Origin of the sequence: Streptomyces sp. NBC_01433 (genome assembly GCF_026340105.1) — a bacterium.
Taxonomy (GTDB): domain Bacteria; phylum Actinomycetota; class Actinomycetes; order Streptomycetales; family Streptomycetaceae; genus Streptomyces.
In genome coordinates this window covers 427,403-447,714 of record NZ_JAPEPM010000003.1, presented here as the reverse complement: position 1 = coordinate 447,714, position 20,312 = coordinate 427,403, and the positions used below count along the sequence as shown (strand labels likewise).

The 20,312-nt window shown below is 70.7% G+C and carries 12 protein-coding genes; 4 read left to right on the top strand and 8 right to left on the bottom strand.

The genetic code is table 11. The features are described 5' to 3' along the window. Positions 1 to 133: 133 nt before the first annotated feature. The 4 genes from OG413_RS38790 to OG413_RS38775 all read right to left on the bottom strand — a co-directional run bounded on the left by OG413_RS38790 (position 134) and on the right by OG413_RS38775 (position 4,146). Positions 134 to 1,108, bottom strand: coding sequence for a sesquiterpene cyclase (locus OG413_RS38790; RefSeq protein WP_266813955.1), 975 nt, complete (start codon positions 1,106 to 1,108; stop codon positions 134 to 136). A 474-nt stretch (positions 1,109 to 1,582) separates the two neighbouring features. Next, positions 1,583 to 1,816, bottom strand: coding sequence for a helix-turn-helix transcriptional regulator (locus OG413_RS38785; protein ID WP_266813953.1), 234 nt, complete (start codon positions 1,814 to 1,816; stop codon positions 1,583 to 1,585). Beyond that, on the bottom strand, positions 1,816 to 2,403 hold the full coding sequence (locus OG413_RS38780) for a DUF2975 domain-containing protein (protein WP_266813951.1): 588 nt from the start codon (positions 2,401 to 2,403) through the stop codon (positions 1,816 to 1,818). The genes OG413_RS38785 and OG413_RS38780 overlap by 1 nt, the downstream gene beginning before the upstream one ends. Positions 2,404 to 2,760: 357 nt before the next feature. Further along, positions 2,761 to 4,146 carry an NAD(P)/FAD-dependent oxidoreductase gene (locus tag OG413_RS38775; protein WP_266813949.1) on the bottom strand — a complete coding sequence of 462 codons (1,386 nt, stop codon included), beginning with the start codon at positions 4,144 to 4,146 and terminating at the stop codon, positions 2,761 to 2,763. 481 nt (positions 4,147 to 4,627) lie between these two features. Between OG413_RS38775 and OG413_RS38770 the strand changes: the two genes are divergently transcribed. Next, the gene (locus OG413_RS38770; protein WP_266813947.1) at positions 4,628 to 5,134 is read left to right on the top strand and encodes a SigE family RNA polymerase sigma factor; all 507 of its coding nucleotides are present in this window, start codon (positions 4,628 to 4,630) and stop codon (positions 5,132 to 5,134) included. A gap of 66 nt (positions 5,135 to 5,200) precedes the next feature. After that, complete coding sequence (locus OG413_RS38765) at positions 5,201 to 6,025, top strand: hypothetical protein (protein ID WP_266813946.1); 825 nt, start codon at positions 5,201 to 5,203, stop codon at positions 6,023 to 6,025. Positions 6,026 to 6,381: 356 nt separating this feature from the next. Here the strand turns inward: OG413_RS38765 and OG413_RS38760 are convergent, their stop codons facing one another. Next, positions 6,382 to 7,380: a phosphotransferase family protein gene (locus tag OG413_RS38760; protein ID WP_266813945.1), complete on the bottom strand. Its 999-nt coding sequence runs from the start codon at positions 7,378 to 7,380 to the stop codon at positions 6,382 to 6,384. Between the two features lie 598 nt (positions 7,381 to 7,978). Beyond that, positions 7,979 to 8,821 (bottom strand): alpha/beta fold hydrolase, encoded by an 843-nt coding sequence (locus tag OG413_RS38755; RefSeq protein ID WP_266813944.1) that lies wholly within the window; start codon positions 8,819 to 8,821, stop codon positions 7,979 to 7,981. A gap of 547 nt (positions 8,822 to 9,368) precedes the next feature. Between OG413_RS38755 and OG413_RS38750 the strand changes: the two genes are divergently transcribed. Then, the gene (locus OG413_RS38750; RefSeq protein ID WP_266813943.1) at positions 9,369 to 9,950 is read left to right on the top strand and encodes a winged helix-turn-helix domain-containing protein; all 582 of its coding nucleotides are present in this window, start codon (positions 9,369 to 9,371) and stop codon (positions 9,948 to 9,950) included. After that, positions 9,947 to 10,315 carry a DUF1707 domain-containing protein gene (locus tag OG413_RS38745; RefSeq protein ID WP_266813942.1) on the top strand — a complete coding sequence of 123 codons (369 nt, stop codon included), beginning with the start codon at positions 9,947 to 9,949 and terminating at the stop codon, positions 10,313 to 10,315. Before OG413_RS38750 ends, OG413_RS38745 begins: the two co-directional genes overlap by 4 nt. Positions 10,316 to 10,491: 176 nt before the next feature. On the opposite strand, the gene OG413_RS38740 is transcribed toward OG413_RS38745, so the two are convergent. Both OG413_RS38740 and OG413_RS38735 read right to left on the bottom strand, forming a co-directional pair. Further along, the gene (locus OG413_RS38740; RefSeq protein ID WP_266813940.1) at positions 10,492 to 11,043 is read right to left on the bottom strand and encodes a GNAT family N-acetyltransferase; all 552 of its coding nucleotides are present in this window, start codon (positions 11,041 to 11,043) and stop codon (positions 10,492 to 10,494) included. Between the two features lie 359 nt (positions 11,044 to 11,402). Next, on the bottom strand, positions 11,403 to 19,856 hold the full coding sequence (locus tag OG413_RS38735) for a type I polyketide synthase (protein ID WP_266813938.1): 8,454 nt from the start codon (positions 19,854 to 19,856) through the stop codon (positions 11,403 to 11,405). Between the last annotated feature and the right edge of the window lie 456 nt (positions 19,857 to 20,312).

Here is a 20,312-nt window from a genome sequence, read left to right as displayed (position 1 = left end):
AATATGGCAGCTAACTACACCCCGGTCAACCCGACGCCTTCGCCAGGCCGTCTGCTTGTCGTGTCCGCGCAGCATCCGCATCACGGACAACAACTGCCGGCCGCTACCGGGGCTCCGGGTCTGGAGCCCTTCGTCATCCTGTGGAGGGAAGGAGGTCCTCGGGGTATCCGTGGGTGGGGCGGCCGTCGACGGTGAGGTCGTCGGTGGCGTAGCGGGGTGAGGAGGCGTGCCAGGTGACCTGTCCGCGGGTGCAGGTGGCGATGCGTTCGGCGTGCAGGAGTACGGCTGCGCGGGCGTGGGGTGGCGTGGCGAGGGAGCTGAGCTCGGTGGGCAGGGCGGCCAAGGCGGTATTGAGGTCGTGGGCAAGCGTGGTGATCATGCCGTTGACAGCGTCAGCTGCTTCCTGTCGGGTGCACCTGGTGCTTTGCTCGATGATGAGGACGGCGTTGGAGGGATACCCGGTCAGGGCTTCGCGGTTGGCCGAGTAGAGATCGTTGACCAGGCCGGAGTGCAGGCTTGCCGCGCGTCGCAGGGCCCGCATCGCGGGGCTGGCCAGCGAGGTGGCCGGCAGCAGGGGGTGCAGGTCGAGGGCGGCGAGGTCATGGAGCCAAGGCATCCCCACCGAGTATTCCCGCCTCTGGAGGTAGGCGGGGAGGTCGAGGGGAAGCCCGGAGGCGGCCTGGACAGTGTCCTCGTAGTACGTCCACAGCCACTTCTTCAGGTTGGCCGCGAACGCTGCGCCCCACGGGCCGGGGAACCGGGGACAGGTCTCGTGCCACAGGTCGGCGAAGGCGTTGAGGACAGGATTGCGGGACGCGGGGGCGTGGCCGTCGAGCACGTCGCACAATGCGCTGATGACCTTGGCGCACGCGTCGGGCCGTGAACCGACGGCCCCTTCGTCGAACTGGTCGTCCAGGCGGAAGACGGTGGCGAGCCACCGGGTTTCCAGGATCAGGTCCTGGAAACCGGCACGCGCCCACGTGTAGGCCGCCGCACCGTAAGGGTCGGTGCGGCGCATCCGCTCGCGCGCCCCGTCGGTGGGAGTGAGTCCGGCGGTTTCGATCCACCCGGCCACGATGTCCGCGACCCAGGGGACGTGCGGGTTCACCGCGTTAGGGAAGGGCGCGCACATATCCGGCACCTGGAAGCCGGCGGCCTGCTTCGTGTCGCTGGGCGCGAGATTCTCGGCGACGGACGCCCGGAACCGCGAGGCGATCCGGGCTGCGGAGGTCCCCAGTCCTACAGGACCGCGCGGAGGAGCGGGGCCAGGAGCTTGGTCCGCGGATGCCGATGCCCGGAGCGCAGGTTCCGTCCAGGGGGGTGATGAGGGCGGGAACGATGGACCAGGAAGCAGGCGGCCTCTGTACAGCGACTGACCGACTGCACGTTGCTCCGCTGAGTAGTCCAGTATTCCCGACACCGGCCGCACCTCCACTCCGGACGCCCCGAGGCTTGGTACCCCCGTAGGTCGGGGGAGATCTGTCCACCCGTCGTCAGGCGATTCCGATCTGACGCAAAGTTCCCCTGGAATGACTCCGATGCTGCGGCTCTTGACGGTCCCCACAGCCTTCCGCAATGCGCCTCAGGCCGACTCGCCGGGGTCGTGGGTGATCAGGTCTCCCGGCTGACACCCCAGGACATCGCAGATCCTCGACAGGGTCGAGAAGCGGATGGCCTTGGCCCGCCCGTTCTTGAGCACAGACAGGTTGACGACGGTGATGCCCACCCGCGCGGACAATTCGGTGAGCGTCATGCCACGCTCGGCGAGAAGTCGGTCGAGGTGGATCCGGATCGTGTGGAGCTCCTCTTCGGGCATCAGATGGTCCCTTCGAGGTCCTCTCGCATGCGCACGCCCTCGCGCATGATCCTTCCCATGATCACTGCGGCAAGGCCTGCGAGGACCAGCTCCTGCGACCCGGAGACCGTCGGCCCGGAACCCACCATCGGCACCATGCTTCCGACGAGCCAGGACTGCGACCAGCCGGCGACGAGGCCAGTCAGCGGCGAGCCCACGGCGACGAACCAGCCGAGAACGGAGAGCCGTCGCGACACCGCCTCGGTGAACGGCCCCTGGAGCAGGGTCGTCTTCAGCAGCCGGGAGAAGAGCAGCAGCGCGAGCGAACCGAACAGCAGCCAGGGCAGCGCGCCCCCGAGGTCTGCGGCACGCTGCCCCACGGAGGGGTTGTTCTGGCAGAGGTTCGTGGCACTACTGGACGCCTCCACGCCCTTGCCGATCGGCAGGCTGTCCGGCACCAGAGAGGCATTGCGCCAGAAGTCCGTCTTTACGCAGACCGCCCCGTCGTCAAGCATGCGCGTGACCCCCGTGCCGACGAAGGCGAGCCCGCAGAGCACCGCCAGCACGGCGGTCACCGAGGCCAGGGCCCTCGTGAGTCGCGTGTTCATCGCATCCCTCCCCATCGATTTTCGATATGCCCGAGACTAGTGGAGCATATCGATATTCGACAAGTTCGTGGCCGCCGACGAGGCCGCTCCAAGGGCTGGAGGCCGACGGCTCACACACTCCACGAGCGGCTGATGCTGACCGGCCGAACGCGTCGGAACTCCCGGACCTGAGATGGTGTCACCAGCCCCGGGATCCGGCGCGTCCGGCCCGCCCCTTCATGTCTGGGTGTCCGCCCACTGGCGAAAGCGGCCGATGCCGTCAGCTTTTCGCGCGCGGCAGGACCGCACCGTGCACACGCTTCACGGATACGCGCTCGTCGGAGACGTTCTTCGGAACCGGGACCGCCTCGTGTCCGGCTAGTTCCTGGGTGCTGTGGCCTCGTAGTACCTGTAGAGCGCTGTCCCCTCCTTGATTGCCGTCTGCCATGTACCGTCCGTGACCAGGTAGGCGTTCATGTCGAGCGAGGCCGCTCCCCCTTCCCCCACGGCGGCCGCGATGCGTCGTACCGCGCCCTCGCGCACGTCCCCTGCGGCGAAGATGGCGTCCACGCCTGTCGTCGTGAGCGAACCCAGCTTGCTGTCGATTCCTCCGGTGATCACCGCGCCGGCCTTCCGGTAGCGGCGCTGCTTCACGTCCTCGTCCGAGACGATCCGCAGGCCAATCCCTTGAAGCCACTGGGTATCGGCGACGCCCCCGGTCAGGACGTAGAGGGCGGTCAGGTCAAGCGATTCCACGTTCTCGGGATGCCCGGTCCTCCCGAACTCGACGCCGGTCAGTTTCCTGCCGTTACCCACGCAGCTGAAGACCTCGGTTCCTTCGTACACCGAAATGAACTGCCGGTCCACGTATTCCCTCACCCTGTCCACGTTGCCGGGGATCGTGTCCTTGCCGAATTCGCCCCGGACGAACATGGCCACCTGCAGCTTCTGCGCCGGGTCTTTGGCCTTCTCCTCGGCGAGCAGGATCGCGGCTACGGAGGCGGTGTCTCCCGCGCCCACGATCCCGATGACGCCTTCTTTCCTTGCCCTGGTGATGTCGGTCGGCAGCGTGCCGTAGTACACGCCTCGGCCCAAGTACTGCTCTTCGCCTGTACATCCGAGCCGGTTGGGCTTGAGCCCCGCGGCGATCAGTACCATTCCCGCGTAGAGGTCGACGGGGTCTTTGCCGTCGGTCTTCTGGATGGCGAGCCTGTATGCGGGATAGAGGGACGAGTCCTCGGTCCCGGTCTTCCTGGGATCCTCGATCTGCGTGATCCCGGTGGCCCTGCACCCCGGAAGCCACTCGACCCCGGCCGCGTTGATCTGCCCCATCCAGGTGTGCGCCAGGTCCAGGGCCTTGGTCCCCGCGGGGATTCCCAGGTAGTTGTTGATCGGGTTGAGTGCGGTGCCGGCCGCCCCGCCGGGAGCGTTGTCCTCCACGATGAGCGTGGTCCAGCCGAACAGGGTCTTCGCGTTCAACGCGGCGGACATGCCCGCCGGGCCGCTCCCTACGACCACAAGGTCGTACGAATCCTTCTTCGTATAGGTGTTCAGCTTCAGATGCGCCGTCAATTCACCTAGGTCGAACCCATTGATAATGACCGTCCGACCACCACCGGAAGGCGTGAGCTCAACACGGACCGTGTCCGGGTTCCTCTCCTCAATATGCGTATATTCCACATGGTTGAGTTCCAGGAGACGCTCCACGCGCAGGACTTCCTGCTCCGAGTGCTCTCCGTGAACGGTGGCCGTCCAGTCCTGCATGCCTGCTCCTCCTGAGTGTGGCGGTGGGGCGATGGGCGCATATCCCGCATGCGCCGGCCCGCAGATCATCGGGGCACGGGCTTGCCGTGCCTGCCCCTGCCCTGCGGTAGGCACGGGCAGCTCAGCCCAGATAGGCGGGGAGATCCCCCGCCATCGGGAGAACGATCAGGCAGTCCACAGGAAGCGGTCCCAGCATCACTGGAAGCGCCGTCACTCTCGGCGCGGGTTCCACGAGCGCGGCCCCGGCGCAGGTCCCGGGCCCGCGTCGACCGGCCGGTTTCGGCGAAGACTTGAGCGGTACCGACAACGCACCCCGGTCGGCCACCGCCGGGCCTGGCATCGCGTCTGAGGCCCGCGCGGAACACCGGTGACGCGGCAGCGGTGGAAAAGAAGGTGCTCCTGCCGCGCGACATGCCGCCGTCCCACGTAGTCAAGAGGGGTATGCACGGGGATCACGGAACGAGAGAACAGGCGGGGCCGAGTGAAATCAGCACAGGAGGATGAGTACGTGGAGTTTGTGGCCGGGAGGGCGAAGGCGCTGTACCGGTCGGCGTACGTCCTTGCGGCGGGTGACACATATCTTGCCGAGGATCTGGTCCAGGAGACTCTCAGCCGGGTGTATGTGCACTGGAAGCGGGTGGCCAGGGCGGACAGTCCGGCGGCCTACGCCCAGACGGTTCTGGTCCGCACTTTCCTCACTCTGCGACGTCGACGGAGTACCGGCGAGCGCCCCGTCGGGAACATGCCCGACAGTGCGGCGGCCGGCCCGGACGCCGCGCTGCGGCTCACCCTGCTGGACGCGCTCGGCCAGCTGCCGCCCCGGGACCGGGCGGTGCTGCTGCTGCGTTACTGGGAGGACCGCAGCATCGAGGAGACCGCCCAGATGCTCAAGCTGAGCAGTGGTGCGGTCCGCTCCCAGGGAACCCGGGCACTCAACAGGGTGCGCGCGCTGCTCGGCGACAGTCTGTCCGACCTGGTTGCGCACTGAACACCGGTGCACACAGGTCGAACCCACCGCAACATCCCCATCAGTCACAGAAAAGGTGATGCCAGCATGCCGTTCGAAGCAGACCTCGCACACGCCCTGGACCGCACGGCCGATTCCGTCGAACCCGATCTCACCACGCTGACGGGCGGAGCCGTCGAGCGCGGGCGGATCCGCAGCCGACGTCGGCGCAGCGTCGGCGTCATGGCCGGGGTCGGCGCCTGCGCCTCGATCGCGGCGGCCGGCCTGGTGCTCCCCGGCGTGCTCGCCGGGACCGGTTCCGCAGGATCCGACTTGGAGACGGTGGCGCTGGCGATGCCGCGTTCCGCGATCACCGGCACCCAGATGATCGACGCTGTGAAGAAGACGTTCCCCGGGAGCCGGTTCGGCCACGAGGACGGGCAGAGCAACGATCCCTCGGATCCGTCCGGCGGGCGGGTCGCCAACGGCGGGGTGGACGTCAACGACGGGCACGGCGCCGCCAGTGTCGGCGTCTCGGCCATGCGGCTCAAGCTGCCGCTCCGGGACGGCGAAGGGCTGAACTGCGACCATACGGCCGGGCGTGCTGAGGCCGGCGACACCTGCGAGGTGAAGGAGCTGCCGAGCAGCGCCGCGCTTCCCGGCGGAGCCCTGGTGATGTCGGAGAAGATCGCGGAAAGGCAGCCGATCGGTGCGGACCCCGTTCCCGACTCCGGCATCGCTCACCGCTGGACGACGACGGTGACCCTGAAGTCGACCGGCGCCCAGCTTCAGATGGTCCAGTGGAACACCGCGGGCGACTCCGGCAGCGGAAGGCCGAAGCCCACCCGTGACGCTCCCCCGCTCACCCAGAAGCAGGCGGTCGCCGCACTCACCGGTCCCACCTGGGCACCGATCCTCGGTGCCGTCGGCTGACCCATTGCCTCGCCGAAAATGAGGTCAGAACCTCCATGACCTGCCACACCGGCAGGTCATGGAGGTTCTGGTCGGTGCCGTCGACCCGCCACCGGCCGAAGCAGTCGGACACCGCGCCGCCGGGCGGCGGTCAAAGGCGATCCGCTGCCCCACTTGCACCACGCGAAGATCACACTGGAACACCTCACGTGAGGCGGTCACTGCTGCGGGCCGGTCGGGACAGCAGCCGCGCCAGCACCTCAACCGCAAACAGGCGCGACTCGCTCCCCCAGCCGTAACACGAGCAGCACCCCCGGTACGTGCATCTCCCAGGGCAATCCCCGAAGTGAGTACCGTGATCACCGGCAGCGGCCGCGTCATCCTGATTCCACGTCCGCCAGGGCCGAGACGAGCTGGGGAGCCACATGGCTCCACGCCCACTCCCGGTCGGTGGCCGCAGCCTTCCGGGGCTCCACCTCCACGAGCATGATCAAGTAGAGGTACGCCCGGTAGAGCGCGAGACGCCGGCGTACCGAATCGTCGAAGACGACCTCTCCACCGGCCCTCGCATAGCCGGTCAGGAACTCCTTGTCCTCCTCCACGTCGGCGAAGAGCGCCAGCGAAACGAAGTCGGCCACCGGATCGCCCCAGAACATCCGCTCGCCGTCGATCAGGCCGCTCAGCCGAACGGCGCCGGGCGGCCCGGAGAGCAGCTGATTTCCCTGCCACAGGTCGAAGTGAACCAACGCCGGCCGAGTCACATCGTCCAGTACGTCGGATGCGGCGGCGAACACCTCCCGGATCGCGGCGGTGGAACGCGGAAGCCGCGCGGCGTATCGCTCCGCGTCGTCCAGAACGGCACTGATCATCGTGGTGAACGCCTCCCGCCAGGTGGGCGTCAAGGGCCCCAGCGGCTGCGCGGGGTAGCCGAATCCCGGTCCGGTGACCGCGTGCAGGCGCGCCACCAGCTGCCCCAACTCCGCCCGCAGTCGGCCCTGTTCGCCCTCCTCCAGAGAATCGGCGACCTCGTGCCAGGGAGTACCGGGGCAAGCTGTCATGATCAAGTAGGTGTCGGTGGCGGCGCCGTCGTCGCTGTGGACCACCCGGGGCACGATGCCGGCGTCCTCGACCGTCGCGGCGGACTCGTAGAAGGTGATCTCGCCGGTTATCAGCCCACGCTCGTAGGCCAGACCGGCCGTTGAACGCGGTGGAAGCTTCAGCACCCAGTCGCGGCCTCGGTCCAGCGTGATTCGGAGGACGGTGTTGTACGTTCCGCCGGTCAGCGGGGTGTACTGGGCTGACTCCCTTCCCTGCACACCGATTTCCCTCAGGATGGCGGCGGCCGCCTCAACAGACTTCTCGTACGACGTACTCATTTTCGCTCCTCCACGGCCGAACCGGACATCCGTCGTCGTGCTGCCTCATGGATCCGGTCCATGAGCGCGATACGCGTTTCAGAGGACCCGAGTTCGGCGCCCCCGTGCTTTCCCTCCCGCAGTGACAGCACACGGATACGTGCGAACCAGGGAATCCGCCTCTGGCGCCGGCAGCGGGGCAACGCCGACCGCTCGTACAGCACTTGAGTTACTCCCCTGCTCCAGAGGACCCGTACGAGGACACGCTGGACTGCCCGGATTGCGACACGCCGACGCTCGGCCTGGAAACCGAGACGGTCGCCGACGGCGGAAGCCCACACAGGAGCGTTTCCATCGCGGCCCGCGACGCGACACGGGCCAGGTCGACTCCGGACACCTCGCTACCGCTCAGGCCCGCCCCGGACGATGCAGCCAAGGTCCAGGTGCCCGAGGCCCGAGGGCCGACAGACGCTGCACCTGGACCACGAACCGGTCGGTGAACAGGCACCTCAGGGCCGGGACAAGCGAGAACTCCGCAGGCACGGGCGCACACGGCCGTGCCGAGTCTCCGACACACGCTGCTGCGCGGATGCCGTACCCGCGCGGCACGCGCCGTCCTCTACCCGAGCGTGAGCATCGCCTCGGCGACCGCCCCTGCCGCCGCATCGGGGATCGCGGTTGCGGCCTCTTCGAGGACGAGCAGCCGCGCCCCAGGGATCTCGCGCGCGATCGCCTCGCCGTTACCGACGGGGAAGAACCGGTCGCGACGGCCGTGGACGACGAGCGTGGGCACCTCGATCTCAGGCAAGCGTTCGCGCCAGCGGGGTTTGCAGTCGAGCTTGGAGAACACCATGCCCATCTGGTTGGCCATCTGGACCGGGGGTACGGTGCCGGGCGTGCGGTCCCAGATGCGCTCGGCGATCGCGCGCGCGGCCACGGGGTCGTCGCCGAGGATCTCCGCACCGGCTGCAGCGAACTCCGCCACCGCCTCGCGGTCGGTCCAGTCGGGCATCGAATGCGCGAACAGCCGGCTCATCATCGCCTGGTCATGGCCGGGGAGGTCATCATCGGGCGGGCCGGGCGCGACCGCGCGGGTGCCGGCCAGGGTGAGCGCCGAGAACGCGCCCGGATGGTCGAGCGCGGCCACCTGGGCGACCATCCCACCGACGCCGATTCCCGCGAGGTGCGCGGGCCCGCCGCCGAGTGCGCCGGCAAGAGCCGCCGCGTCGGCTGCGAGGTCGCGCAGGGTGTAGGCGGGCACCTCCGGGTCCGCAGTCGTCGACTCGCCGCTGTCGCGCAGGTCGTAGCGCACCACGCGGCGCCCGCCGGCGGCGAGGCGCTCGCAGAGTGCGTCGGGCCAGGAGAGCATCGTCGTCCCGCCCGCGAGGAGGACGAGTGCTGCGTCGTCGTCACCGAAGGACTCGATGCCCAGGACGACCTCATTAGCGTTGACGGTGGCCATCGGATCACCGTATCCGCCAGGAGCACACGCCGTCCGAAGCGGCGCGTCGGACCTGCGACGGACGGTCTCCCCCGGAGTACCTCAGAGATGAATATGCACAGATCGGAGAGTATCTGCGACTTCGAGAGGGACGACACTGCGGCGATGGGCCGGCCATGACGACACGTACGCCGAGCGTCCTCTCCATCCCTCCACGGCCGCGAAACGTCGCCCGTTCACCGCTGCTCCAGCGATGAGCATGGGCGACGTGCTCACCGGTCTCTGCGGTGAGCCAGGCGAAGCCAGGCGCTGCTCTTGAGCCGACCGCCCTCGGGGAATCGCCGCGATTCACTGGTGACCCACACGGCGGCAGACATTCCCCGATCTCGGCGAACCAGGCGCGGAGCGCCTGTGGAAACCCATGCGCTCGGTCAGCTCCGGCAGATACGAGCCGGGGGCTGACGTCACGCCTACCGAGGCTTTCATCAACTTCCAACTAGCCACACACTCCTGTTGGTTGTAGACTTTTCCATCCAGTAGAGGTTGGTGCAATGAACGGGGTCGGTCGATGGGTTCACAGGATTCCGGCGCTTCGCCGCGGCGGTGGCACGGTGTGCACAAGGCGCTCGCCGATCCCCTGCGCATCCGGCTCCTGGAGGCACTGTGGGAGGTGCCGCAGTCCGCACGTGAGCTTGCCGAACGAGCCGATCTTCCGGCCGACCGGCTCTACTACCACCTGGGACAGCTCGAACGGGCCGGGCTGATCGAGATCGCCGAATACCGGCCGCTTGCCCGCGGAAAGGTCGAGCGGGTCTATGCCCCCGCCGTCACGGAACCCCCCAGTGACGCCGCGAGCCCGGAGGAGATGGCCGAGTTCCTCGGCTCGATGCTGGACGCCACCCGGGCCGACATCAACGCGGCCTACCGGTCCAAGGAGGCCGGCGGGCGGCGAGAGGTCGATGTCCACCGCGGTGCGCTGCGGCTGACCGACGAGGCGCTCGCCGAACTGCGCGAACACATCGCGCGCCTCGCCACCCAATTCGGGGACCGTGACACCGCCGGGTCCTGGACACGGATAGTCATCGCGCTCGTCGACCTGCAGGACCGCCCATCCACGGGCGCCACAGCCCCGCCTGAGAGGACGTCATGAACAGCAGCGAGGAGCACAACACGCCCAGCGTGCCGATACGAGCCTCGGACGCCGAGCGCGACCGGGTCGAGGCGCGGCTGCAACACCACTACGCGGTTGGTCGTCTGACACTGCCCGAACTCGAAGAACGCGCGGCCGTGGCCTACGAAGCGCGCACCCGCGAGCAACTCGATGCCGTCTTGAGGGACCTTCCGGGCGAGCGGGAGAAGCCTGCGCGACCCGCTCATGAAATCGACTCCCGGCTGCTGATCATCCTGCTGTGCTGCTCACCACCCGCGGCACTCGTCTACTGGCTGATCTCCCAACGCGCGGCACGGCGAAGAGGCTCACCATTTCGAGCCCTGGCGAACGGCAACGAGACGTGACCCACATATGGGGCACGGCGTTCACCGGCATCCGTGGCCTCATCGGCATGGACGCGATGTTCCGTTCGCGCCGCTGGACCGGGGCGGTGGCAGTGCCCTTCTTCATATCTCCGGTCCCGTCGGCCGTCAGGACAGCGTCGTCGTGCAGGTGCTCCACAGTCTTCGCCCACCGAGGATCAGCGGTGGCCGCGGCCTTCCCGCGGCCGGTCCCCGGGCAAGATCGCGCCGGATGGCCGGAGCACCAGGTCGCGCTGATACCAGGTGCCCGGCTTACCGCCGATGTGGGCTGGGTCGGCGCGGCCGACGGGGACGAACCCGGCGTTGGTCAGCACCTTTAGGGACGCGACATTCTGGCAGGCCGCTGCCGCCCGCAAAGTGCGCAGACCGTGCTGGGCCGCTGCCAGTTGACACACTTCCCGGACGGTCGCGGTCGCCACGCCGCGGCCGGCGACGTGCTGCGCGACCCGGTAACCGAGTTCCGCGGTGTGGTCCTCGATGTCGACCAGGTTGAACCTGCCGAGTACCGAGCTGTCCTCGGCGACGAGTACGTAGAAGGCGCAGATGCCTGCCTCCTGCTCGGCCAGCAAGGCGTTGTACCCATCGGTGAACCGGGCGAAGAATTCGTCGCCGCGGTCGGAGACCGAGGCAGCGAAGTAGGCGCGATTCGCCAACTCGAAGGCCAAAACCGCCGGGGCATGGCTGACATGCAGCCGCTTCAGCTCGGGCATTGCCCAACCTTATCCAGCTGGCACGCCGAGGCCGCCTGGTTTCCACCAGCGGCAGACAGCCCCGAGCCCAAGGCGCGTAATGATCTACGACTGGCGTAAGAGTCAGACCCATGGGGTTCCATAGCCCTGACCGGCATTGGACCTGTTTCCTTTCCCGCTCGGCGCACGGGCCCGACCAGCGCCTCAGCCATCTCCAGGGGCAGGCCAGAAGGTGTCGTCGCCCAGCTCGACGGCGAGTGCGGCACTCATGAAGGCCGTGAGAGCGTTGCTGCCGGTCCGCTACGGGTACGGGGAGGGGTACGGGTGTGTGGGACGGAGCCGTTCCACACACCCGTACCCGAGCCGGTCCCCGGACGTCTTCAGGCCCGGCTGCCGAGCCATCGGTGGATGGCGAGTGCGGTGGTACGGGCGTGTTCCTCCAGCATGGTGAAGTGGTCCCCGGGCACGGTGACCTCGGCGTGCGGCAGGCTCCAGTCCGGGGCGGGTTCGGCGCCGGGCAGCAGGTCCCGGGCTCGTACGTACAGGGTGGGACAGGCGAGCGGCGCGGGTTTCCAGTCGCTGAAGAGCTCGAAGTATCCGGCCATGGCGGTGAGCCGGTCGGTCTCGGCGGAGGCGAACTCCCCCGCCCGGCGCAGCATGTCCGAGGTCATCGCGGAGAGCGCCTGGCCCCGGTCACCGTGACCGGGGGGATAGGTGTCCACCAGGACGACGGCCGCCGGAGCGGCGCCCTCGGCCTCCAGGCGTTCGGCCACGGCATGGGCCACCCAGCCACCGGCCGACCGCCCCAGCAGCACCGCGGGGCCATCGGCCGCGGCCGCGCGGACGGCGTTGGCCTGGGCGGTGACGAAGGCGTCCAGTGTGGCGGGCAGCGCTTCTCGGGGTTCGAACCCCGGGTGCCGCACCGCGGAAACCGGCCGCAGCCCTCGCAGCCCGGCACCGAGGCGCGCGTACTCCTGCGGTCCGGACAGGGCGCTGAGCGCGGGGGAACAGACCAGCCGGGCCCCGGTTCCGCCCGCCGTGAGCATGACGGGTTCGTGCATCGCACCGGGCGCCCCGGTCCTGTCGAAGACCGGGCGGAGGCGCGCGGCGATGGTGAGGAGCACCATGCCGTCCCAGCTCCGTCCCCGGGCGCAGGCGGTGCGAAAGAGCGCACCCAGGGAGTCCGGAGCTCCCCCGGCGTGCGGTGCGTCGGCGACCCGCACCCGGGCGTCCGGCCCGGTGCCCACCGCCGGACCGCCGCCCACGCCGTCGTTCGCCGGTAGGCCCGGGGAGCCCGCAGGGCCGGCGGCCTCGGACCGTGCCGTGCCCTCGGGCGCGGCGCCCGCAGGAGGTGCCTCGGCGGCAAATCGCCGCGTCAGCTCGGCGGCGAGCACGCGCGGCGTCGGGAAGTCGAACAGTAGCGTGGACGGCAGTGCCAGCCCCGTCCACGCCGCGAGTTCATTGCGCAGATCGACCGCGGCGAGGGAGTCCAGCCCCAGGTCCGCCAGCAGGGTGTCCGCGTCGATCTCGCTCGCCCCCTCCCCGTGGCCCAGGACGCGGGCGGCCGGGGTCCGGACCTTCGTGAGCAGCGCCCCGCCCTGCTCGCCGGGGCGAGCAGCCGTCGGCGCCCGGCCGAGTCGGTCCCCGTCCCCCTCGCCCGCGTCGGCGGCAGGTGTTCGGAGGCCGTTCGCCGCCGGGTCGGCGGCGCGGAGGGCGGACGGGGCGAGGCGGGCCGCCACCACCACGGGTTCGTCCCCTGCCACGGCGGCGTCGAAGAGGGCCAGGCCTTCTTCCGGCCCGAGCGGGCCGAATCCGGCGCGGTCCATCCGCTGCCGATCCGCGTCGCCGAGGTGCTCCATCATGCCGTCGTTCTGCCGCCAGGGGCCCCAGACGATCGACGTAGCGGGCAGCCCGAGCCGCCCGCGGTGTCGTGCCAAGGCATCCAGCGCGCAGTTGGCCGCGGCGTAGTTGGCCTGGCCGGCGGAGCCGAAGGTGCCCGCCACCGAGGAGAACAGCGCGAACACGGCCAAGTCGTGTCCCCGGGTCAGTTCGTGCAGAGCGAGAGCGGCGTCCGCCTTGGGGTGCAGCACCTGCCTCAGACGGTCGGTGGTGAGCGCCGTGACGACGCCGTCGTCCAGCACCCCCGCTGTGTGCACCACACCGGTCAGCGGGTGGGCCGCCGGTACCGCGTCGAGCAGGGCGGCGAGCGCGGTCCGGTCCGCGACGTCACAGGCGTGAACGCTCACCTGGGCGCCCGCCTCACGCAGCTCCGCGACGAGTTCCCGGGCCCCTGGGGCGTCCGGCCCGCGTCGGCCGGCGAGCAGCAGATGCCGGAGTCCGTGGGCGGTGACCAGGTGCCGCGCCACGAGCATGCCCAGGGAACCGGTGCCTCCGGTGACCAGGACGGTGCCCTCCGGGTCGAGCGGCCGCCGCTCGGGCGGCTTCGGTGCCGCCTCGGCCAGTGGCACCAGCTTCGGCACGTACGCCGTCCCTCGGCATACGGCCGCCTCCGGTACCGGGGCGGCCAGCAGGGCGGGCAGGGCGCTCCAGGAGCCGGGGTGTTCGTCCACGTCGATCAGGGCGAAGCGGCCCGGGTTCTCGCGCAGGGCGGAGCGGACCAGTCCCCACACCGGTGCGTGCAAGGGTACGGACGCTGTCTCGCCGGACCGGCCTTCATTCGCGCGACCGGTGCCGTCCGCACGGAAACGGTCGTCGGCGGAAGCCATGGCGCCGGACGTCACGAGGACGAGACGGGAGCGGGACAGGTGCGGTTCGGCCAGCCACTCCTGGACGAGCTTCAGCGCCCACTCCGCTGCCCGCAGCATCCCGGCAGCTTGGTCCTGCGCGTCGCCGGTCGTGTCGGGCAGCGGGCACGGTGCCACGACGACGGCCGAGGACGCGTCGCACGCCGCCGGGCCGGGGTACACCGGGACGCCGGAACCCGGGGGCGCGAGGGCGTCCACCGGCCGGGTGCCCGCCGTGCCCAGAACCCCCCAGCGGGGCATCACCACGGGTGAGGGCGACTGGGCCAGCGGCACCCAGTCCGTCCGGTGGAGAGCACCGGTGGCCGCGTCCGCCGTCGCCGAGCCGGTACGTGGAAGGGGCCGGAGCGTCAGCGAACGAACCGTCACCACCAGCGCGCCCGTCTCGTCGGTCAGCTCCACTCCGGCCTGCCCGTCGGGCCCGAGGGTCAGCCGTACCCGCAAGCGCTGTGCGCGGGTGGTGTGCACGCGCACTCCGCTGAAGGCGAACGGCAGGGACAACCCGCCGGTCGCCGGACCGGCTGTCCCGGAATCGTTCGTGACAAGGCTGTCCAGGGCCAGGGCGTGCAGCGCCGCGTCGAGCAGCGCGGGATGCAGGACAAAGTCCGGGCCGCCCGCCTCCGGGCGCGGGGCGCGGGCCGCTTCGGGCAGCGCGACGTCGGCGTACAGCTCCTCCCCGCGCCTCCAGGCGGCACGCATGCCCTGGAATGCGGGGCCGTAGCGCAACCCGTCGGCGGCCAGCCGCTCGTACGGTCCGCTCCCCGGACCGTCGGCATGCAGCGGCACCGTCTCCTCCGGCGGCCAGGACGCATCCGGCCGGGACGCATCCGGCCCGGACGCGCCGCTGGTCCCGGCGGTGGTCCCGGCGGTGGCCGCTGCCCCGTCTGCGGTCGGCTGCGCGGACGACGAAAGAGTGCCGGCGGCGTTCCGGAGCCAGGGCCGATCACCCGCCGGAGTGTGCGGCCGGGAGTGGAAGAGCACGGTCCGCCGCCCCGCTTCGTCCACCCCCGCCACCTTCACCTGCAAGGCGACGGCACCGTCCGGGGGCAAGGGCAGCGGCGCGGTCAGAACGAGCTCGTCCAAAACAGACGCACCCGCCAACTCACCGGCGTAGAGGGCCATTTCAACGAAGGCGGTCGCCGGTAGCAAGATCTGGCCGGCCACCACATGGTCGGCGAGCCACGGCTGGTCGCGCACCGAAAGCACCCCGCTCAGGAGCAACCCGTCGTCGTCGGCCGTGCGGGTGCCCGACTGCAGGAACGGATGGGCGGACTCGGCCGTCGGGGACACGGACGTACGCTCCGGGGCGGCCTCCAGCCAGTACCGGCGGCGCTGGAAGGCGTACGTGGGCAGTGCGACGCGCCGCCCGCCGCGCCCGGCGAAGACGGCCCGCCAGTCGACGGGCAGGCCGTGGGCGTGCAGCGCGGCCAGCGTGTCGAGCAGCGCGTCCGCCTCCGGCCGTTTCCCTCGCAGTGTCGGCAGGACCAGCGGTGCCGGGCCCCGCCTGCCGCCGTCCGCTTCACCCGTGTCCGGGTCGGTCGGGGCCGGGTCGGTCGGGGTCGGTCCGGATGAGGCGAGGCAATCTCGTACCAGGCCGGTGAGCACCGCGTCCGGTCCCAGTTCGACGTAGTGTGCCGCGCCCCGGTCACCCAGGTGCGCCACCGAATCGGCGAAGAGGACCGGACGGCGGACATGGTCCACCCAGAACTCCGGTGTGCACAGCTCCTCGTCGGTGGCCGCCCGGCACGGCACCGCGGTGATCAGAGGCAGCCGCGGCGCGGCGAAGGAAAGACGCCGGACCACGTCCGCGAAGTCAGCCAGCACGGGCTCCATCCGAGCGGAGTGGAAGGCATGGCCGACCCGCAGCGGCGTCACCGAACGGCCCAGCTTCCGGAAGTACGCGGCGGCCTCCCCCACCGCGGCCTCGTCGCCCGAGACGACCACCGAGGCGGGCCCGTTGACCGCGGCGATCTCCGCCGCACACCCGGTCTCGGCGAGGTGGGCGGCCACCTCGTCCGCACCGGCGGCCACAGCCGCCATCGCGCCGCCCGGAGGCAGCGCGTCCATCAGCCGGCCCCGGGCCGCCACCAGTGTGCACGCGTCCGCGAGGGACAACACCCCGGCGACATGTGCCGCCGTCACCTCACCCACCGAGTGCCCGGCCACCAGGTCGGGGCGTACCCCCCAGGCCTCGAACTGCCGGAACAAGGCCGTCTCCACGGCGAAGAGCGCCGGCTGCGTGAACCGGGTCGTGTGCAGCAGCGCGCCCGTCTCCGTACCGGGCCCGGCGAACATGACGTCCCGCAGGGGCAGCGGCAGCAGCGTGTCGAGCAGGGCACAGCACTCGTCCAACGAAGCGGCGAAGGCCGGATACAGATCCCGCGACTCGTACAGTTCACGGCCCATGCCGACGCGCTGGCTGCCCTGGCCGGTGAACAGCAGGGCCAGCGGGCCGTGGTGGCGGGACGTGCCCGTGTGCACTCCGGGCCGCCCGCCGTCCTCCGCCACGGCCCGCAGGGAGCCGAGCAGTTCGGCACGGTCATGGGCCACCGGCACGGCCCGGTGCTCGAAGGCCGCACGCGTGGTGGCGAGTGAGTACCCGATGTCCACCAGGGACACGTCAGGCGTGGCGACCACATGGTCGTACAGCCGTCGCGCCTGGGCCCGCAGCCCCGGCACGCTCCTGGCCGACACCGGAAAGGCCACCGCCGCCGGTCCGGGACGTGTCGCACATTCCAGCGCCGCCCCGGAGCCGACGTGGCCGCTTGTGGTCCCGCCGTCCGCCACGGCATTCGGTGGTGCGGCCTCCGCGTCGTCCGGAGTCTCTTCGAGCAGCACATGGGCGTTGGTGCCACTGATGCCGAACGAGGACACCCCCGCCCGGCGCGGACGGTCCGTCGCGGGCCACTCCACCGCCCGGCTCAGCAGCGCGATCCGCCCCGTCGACCAGTCGACACGGGGGGTCGGCTCGTCGGCGTGCAGCGTACGCGGCAGCACACCGTGCCGCATCGCCTGCACCATCTTGATCACGCCGGCCACTCCGGCAGCCGCCTGGGTGTGACCGATGTTCGACTTCACCGAGCCCAGCCGGAGGGGACGCTGCCGCGCCTGCCGCCCGTACGTCGCGAAGAAGGCCTCCGCCTCGATGACGTCTCCCAGCCGGGTGCCGGTGCCGTGCGCCTCCACCGCGTCGATGTCCCCGGCATTCAGCCCCGCGTCCACAAGGGCCTGCCGGATCACCCGCTGCTGCGCCGGTCCGTGCGGTGCGGTCAGCCCGTTGCTCGCCCCGTCCTGGTTCACCGCCGAGCCGCGCACCACGGCCAGTACCGGAAGTCCGGCGCGGCGCGCCTCGGACAACCGGCTCAGCAGCAGCATTCCAGCGCCCTCGGCCCACCCCGTGCCGTCGGCCGACGCGCCGAACGCCTTGCAGCGGCCGTCCGGAGCCAGCGCCCGCTGACGACTGAACTCCACGAACGATGAGGGTCCCGACATCACCGTGGCGCCACCGGCCAACGCGAAGGCGCACTCGCCCCGGCGCAGCGCCTGGGCCGCCAGGTGCAGAGCCACCAGGGACGAGGAACACGCCGTGTCCACGGTGAGGGCCGGGCCTTCGAGGCCGAAGGTGTACGCGATACGACCCGAGGCGACGCTTCCGGCGTTACCGAGGCCGAGGTAGCCCTCGACATGCTCGGGCGTCCTTGTCAGGTGGCGGGCGTAGTCGCTGTACATCAGCCCGACGTACACCCCGGTCGGCGAACCGCGCAGGGCGTCGGGGACGAGACCGGCGTGCTCGAATGCCTCCCACGCGACTTCGAGCAGCAGCCGGTGCTGCGGGTCCATGGCCAGCGCCTCGCGGGGAGAGATGCCGAAGAAGCCGGGGTCGAAGCGGTCCACACCGGAGAGGAAACCGCCTTCGCGCACGTACGTCCGTCCGGGCCGCCCCGGATCCGGGTCGTACAGTGCCTCGGCGTCCCAGCCCCGGTCGGTGGGGAAGGGGCCGATGGCGTCCTTCCCGTCGGCCACCAGCCGCCACAGTTCCTCGGGAGAGGTCACGTCTCCGGGATAGCGGCATGCCATCCCCACGATCACCACGGGGTCGTCGTCCGACCGGGCCGCACTCCGGTTCACGGGCGCGGCGCCGGCCGGCGCGGCGGCGTACTGTGCCCCGAGGTGGTCGGCGAGTGCGGCGGCCGTGGGAAAGTCGAAGGCGACGGCCTCGGAGAGCGACAGGCCGGTGGCCGCCGACAGCCGCTCCCGCAGCACCGTCGCGGTCAGGGAGTCCATGCCCAGGTCCCGCAGTGCCGTGCTCGGCTCCACCGCCTCGGCCGTACAGCCGAGCACGGCCGCCACTTCGTTCCGTACCAGGGCCAGCAGGTCCTCCGGCGGCTTCCCGGTGGCCTCCGCGACCAGCGCCCGCGCGGGCAGGCCGGCGAGGTCGCGCCGCAGGGTCTTCCCGGAGGTGGTACGGGGAATCTCCGCCACCTCGAACAGCTCGACCGGCACCTTGAAGCTGGACAGCTCCGCACGGCAGGCGGCGAGGACGCGCCCCCTGTCCAGCACGCCGCCACCGGGCTCGGGGACCAGATAGCCGACCGGTACCTCGCCGAAGACGGGGTGCGGGCGCCCTGCCACGGCGGCGTCCGCCACTCCGGGCAGCCGCCGCAGCACCGCCTCCACTTCCGCAGGGTGGATGTTCACCCCGCCTCGAATGATCAGATCACTCGCCCGGCCGGTGATGGCCAGTCCACCGAAGGCATCGATCCTGGCCAGGTCACCCGTGCGGAACCAGCCGTCGCGCAGTACCTCCGCGGTGGCTTCCGGCCTGCCGTGGTATCCGGCCATGACCCCGGGCCCGTTGACCCACAACTCGCCCTCGCCCGTGTCCCGGCCGTCGGGGCCCCCGCCGACCCGGACCCGGGTGCCGGGCAGCACCCGGCCGCACGCCTGAGACGCCTGAGACACCTCAGATACCTCAGACGCTCCGGACACGATCGCCTCGCCCGGCGCCGGCATGGTGACCGGGCCCGCCTCCGTGCTGCCGTAGTGCTCCAGATAGGGGACACCGCAGATGGCCTCGAAGGATTCGCGGAACCCGGGCCCCGCCGCGGCGCCGGCGCTGACGCAACCCCGCAGCGCGGGGGCGCCGAGACCGCCTCCGTCCTCGCCGCTCTCCTCGCCCCGGACCGCGTCGAGCAACGCCGAATACGTCGTGGGGACCCCGCCGAGCAAGGTGAACGAGGCATCCTCACCACGCAGTTCGCCGAGCACCCCCGCCACCGAGAACCGGGGCAGCAGCACCGCGCTCGCCCCCACCGCGGTCACCCCGAGGAAGCACACCACCTGGCTCATCGCGTGATGGAGGGGCAACGGCCACAGCACGCGGTCCCGTTCGGACAGGCCCAGGACGCCGACGAGGCCCGTCGCGACCGGCGCGAGGCGGTTGCGCTGGGTGGACAGAACGCCCTTGGGTACGCCGGAGGAGCCCGAGGTGTAGAGCAACCAGGCCACTTCGTCCAGTCCGAGATCGTCCCGGGCCGGCGTTCGCGGCTCCGTCTCCGCCAACTCCTCGTACCGCAGAACGCCCTCCGCGCCCGCGGCGGACCGTTCCCCGGCCCCGCCCTCGTCCCCGCTCTCGTCGCCGCTCTCGTCCCTGTCCCCGTCCCCGCCCTCGGCCACCACCACGGTCAGCCCGGGCCGCAGTGCCAGCGTCGGCCGCCGCGTCAGGCAGGCGCCATCGGTGATGAGCACCCGTGCCCCGCTGTCATCCAGCAGACGGGTCAGCTCCCCCTCCGAGTTCCCGGTGTCCAGAGGTACGCCCACACCGCTGGCCCTGGTGACGGCGAGCAGGCTCTCGACCGTCTCGACTCGGTTGCCGAGCAGTACGGCCACTCGGTCACCGCGCGCCAGGCCGAGATCTGCAAGGTGACCGGCCAGCCGCGCGGTCCTCCGTTCCAGCTCCCGGTAGGTCACATGCCTGAGCCGGTCCTGGAAACAGACCTTGTCCCCCAGGCGCCGGGCGTGGTGCCTGAGCAGTTCCGGCAGTGGTGTGACGATGTCGGCGTGCGTACCCACCGTATGACCTCCTTGAGATGACCCGTCGTTGAGGACGACCGCACGGTTCACCGGGTTGCCTCCCGACGATGGGCGGACCGCGTCCGGGTCCCTCCCCGAACCTTCCCCGCGACCTTGGACACTCTTCACCGGCTGGTCCCGGTCATCGGATCTGCCTTCGGCTCACCGGCCCGGTCATCACCAGTAGGTCTGCCCCGGGCAGAAGCCCAACTTCAGGGGCAGTTGCTGCCCTGCGGGTGTTCAGCCAACTTGTGCGGCGGACCACCCGCTCGCGTACGCGGGTGGTTGACGCGTTGATGCAGTACGTGCGGCGGCGGCATGGCCGCCCCGGCGCCACCGTCCGCATGCCAGGCCTGTGAGGACGACCAACGATGGCTAGCTGTTCTGTCAACGTAGGTTGGCCCGGCAGGAAGGGCCGGTCTTCTACGGGGTGGGTTCGACGGGGTGGGTTCGACG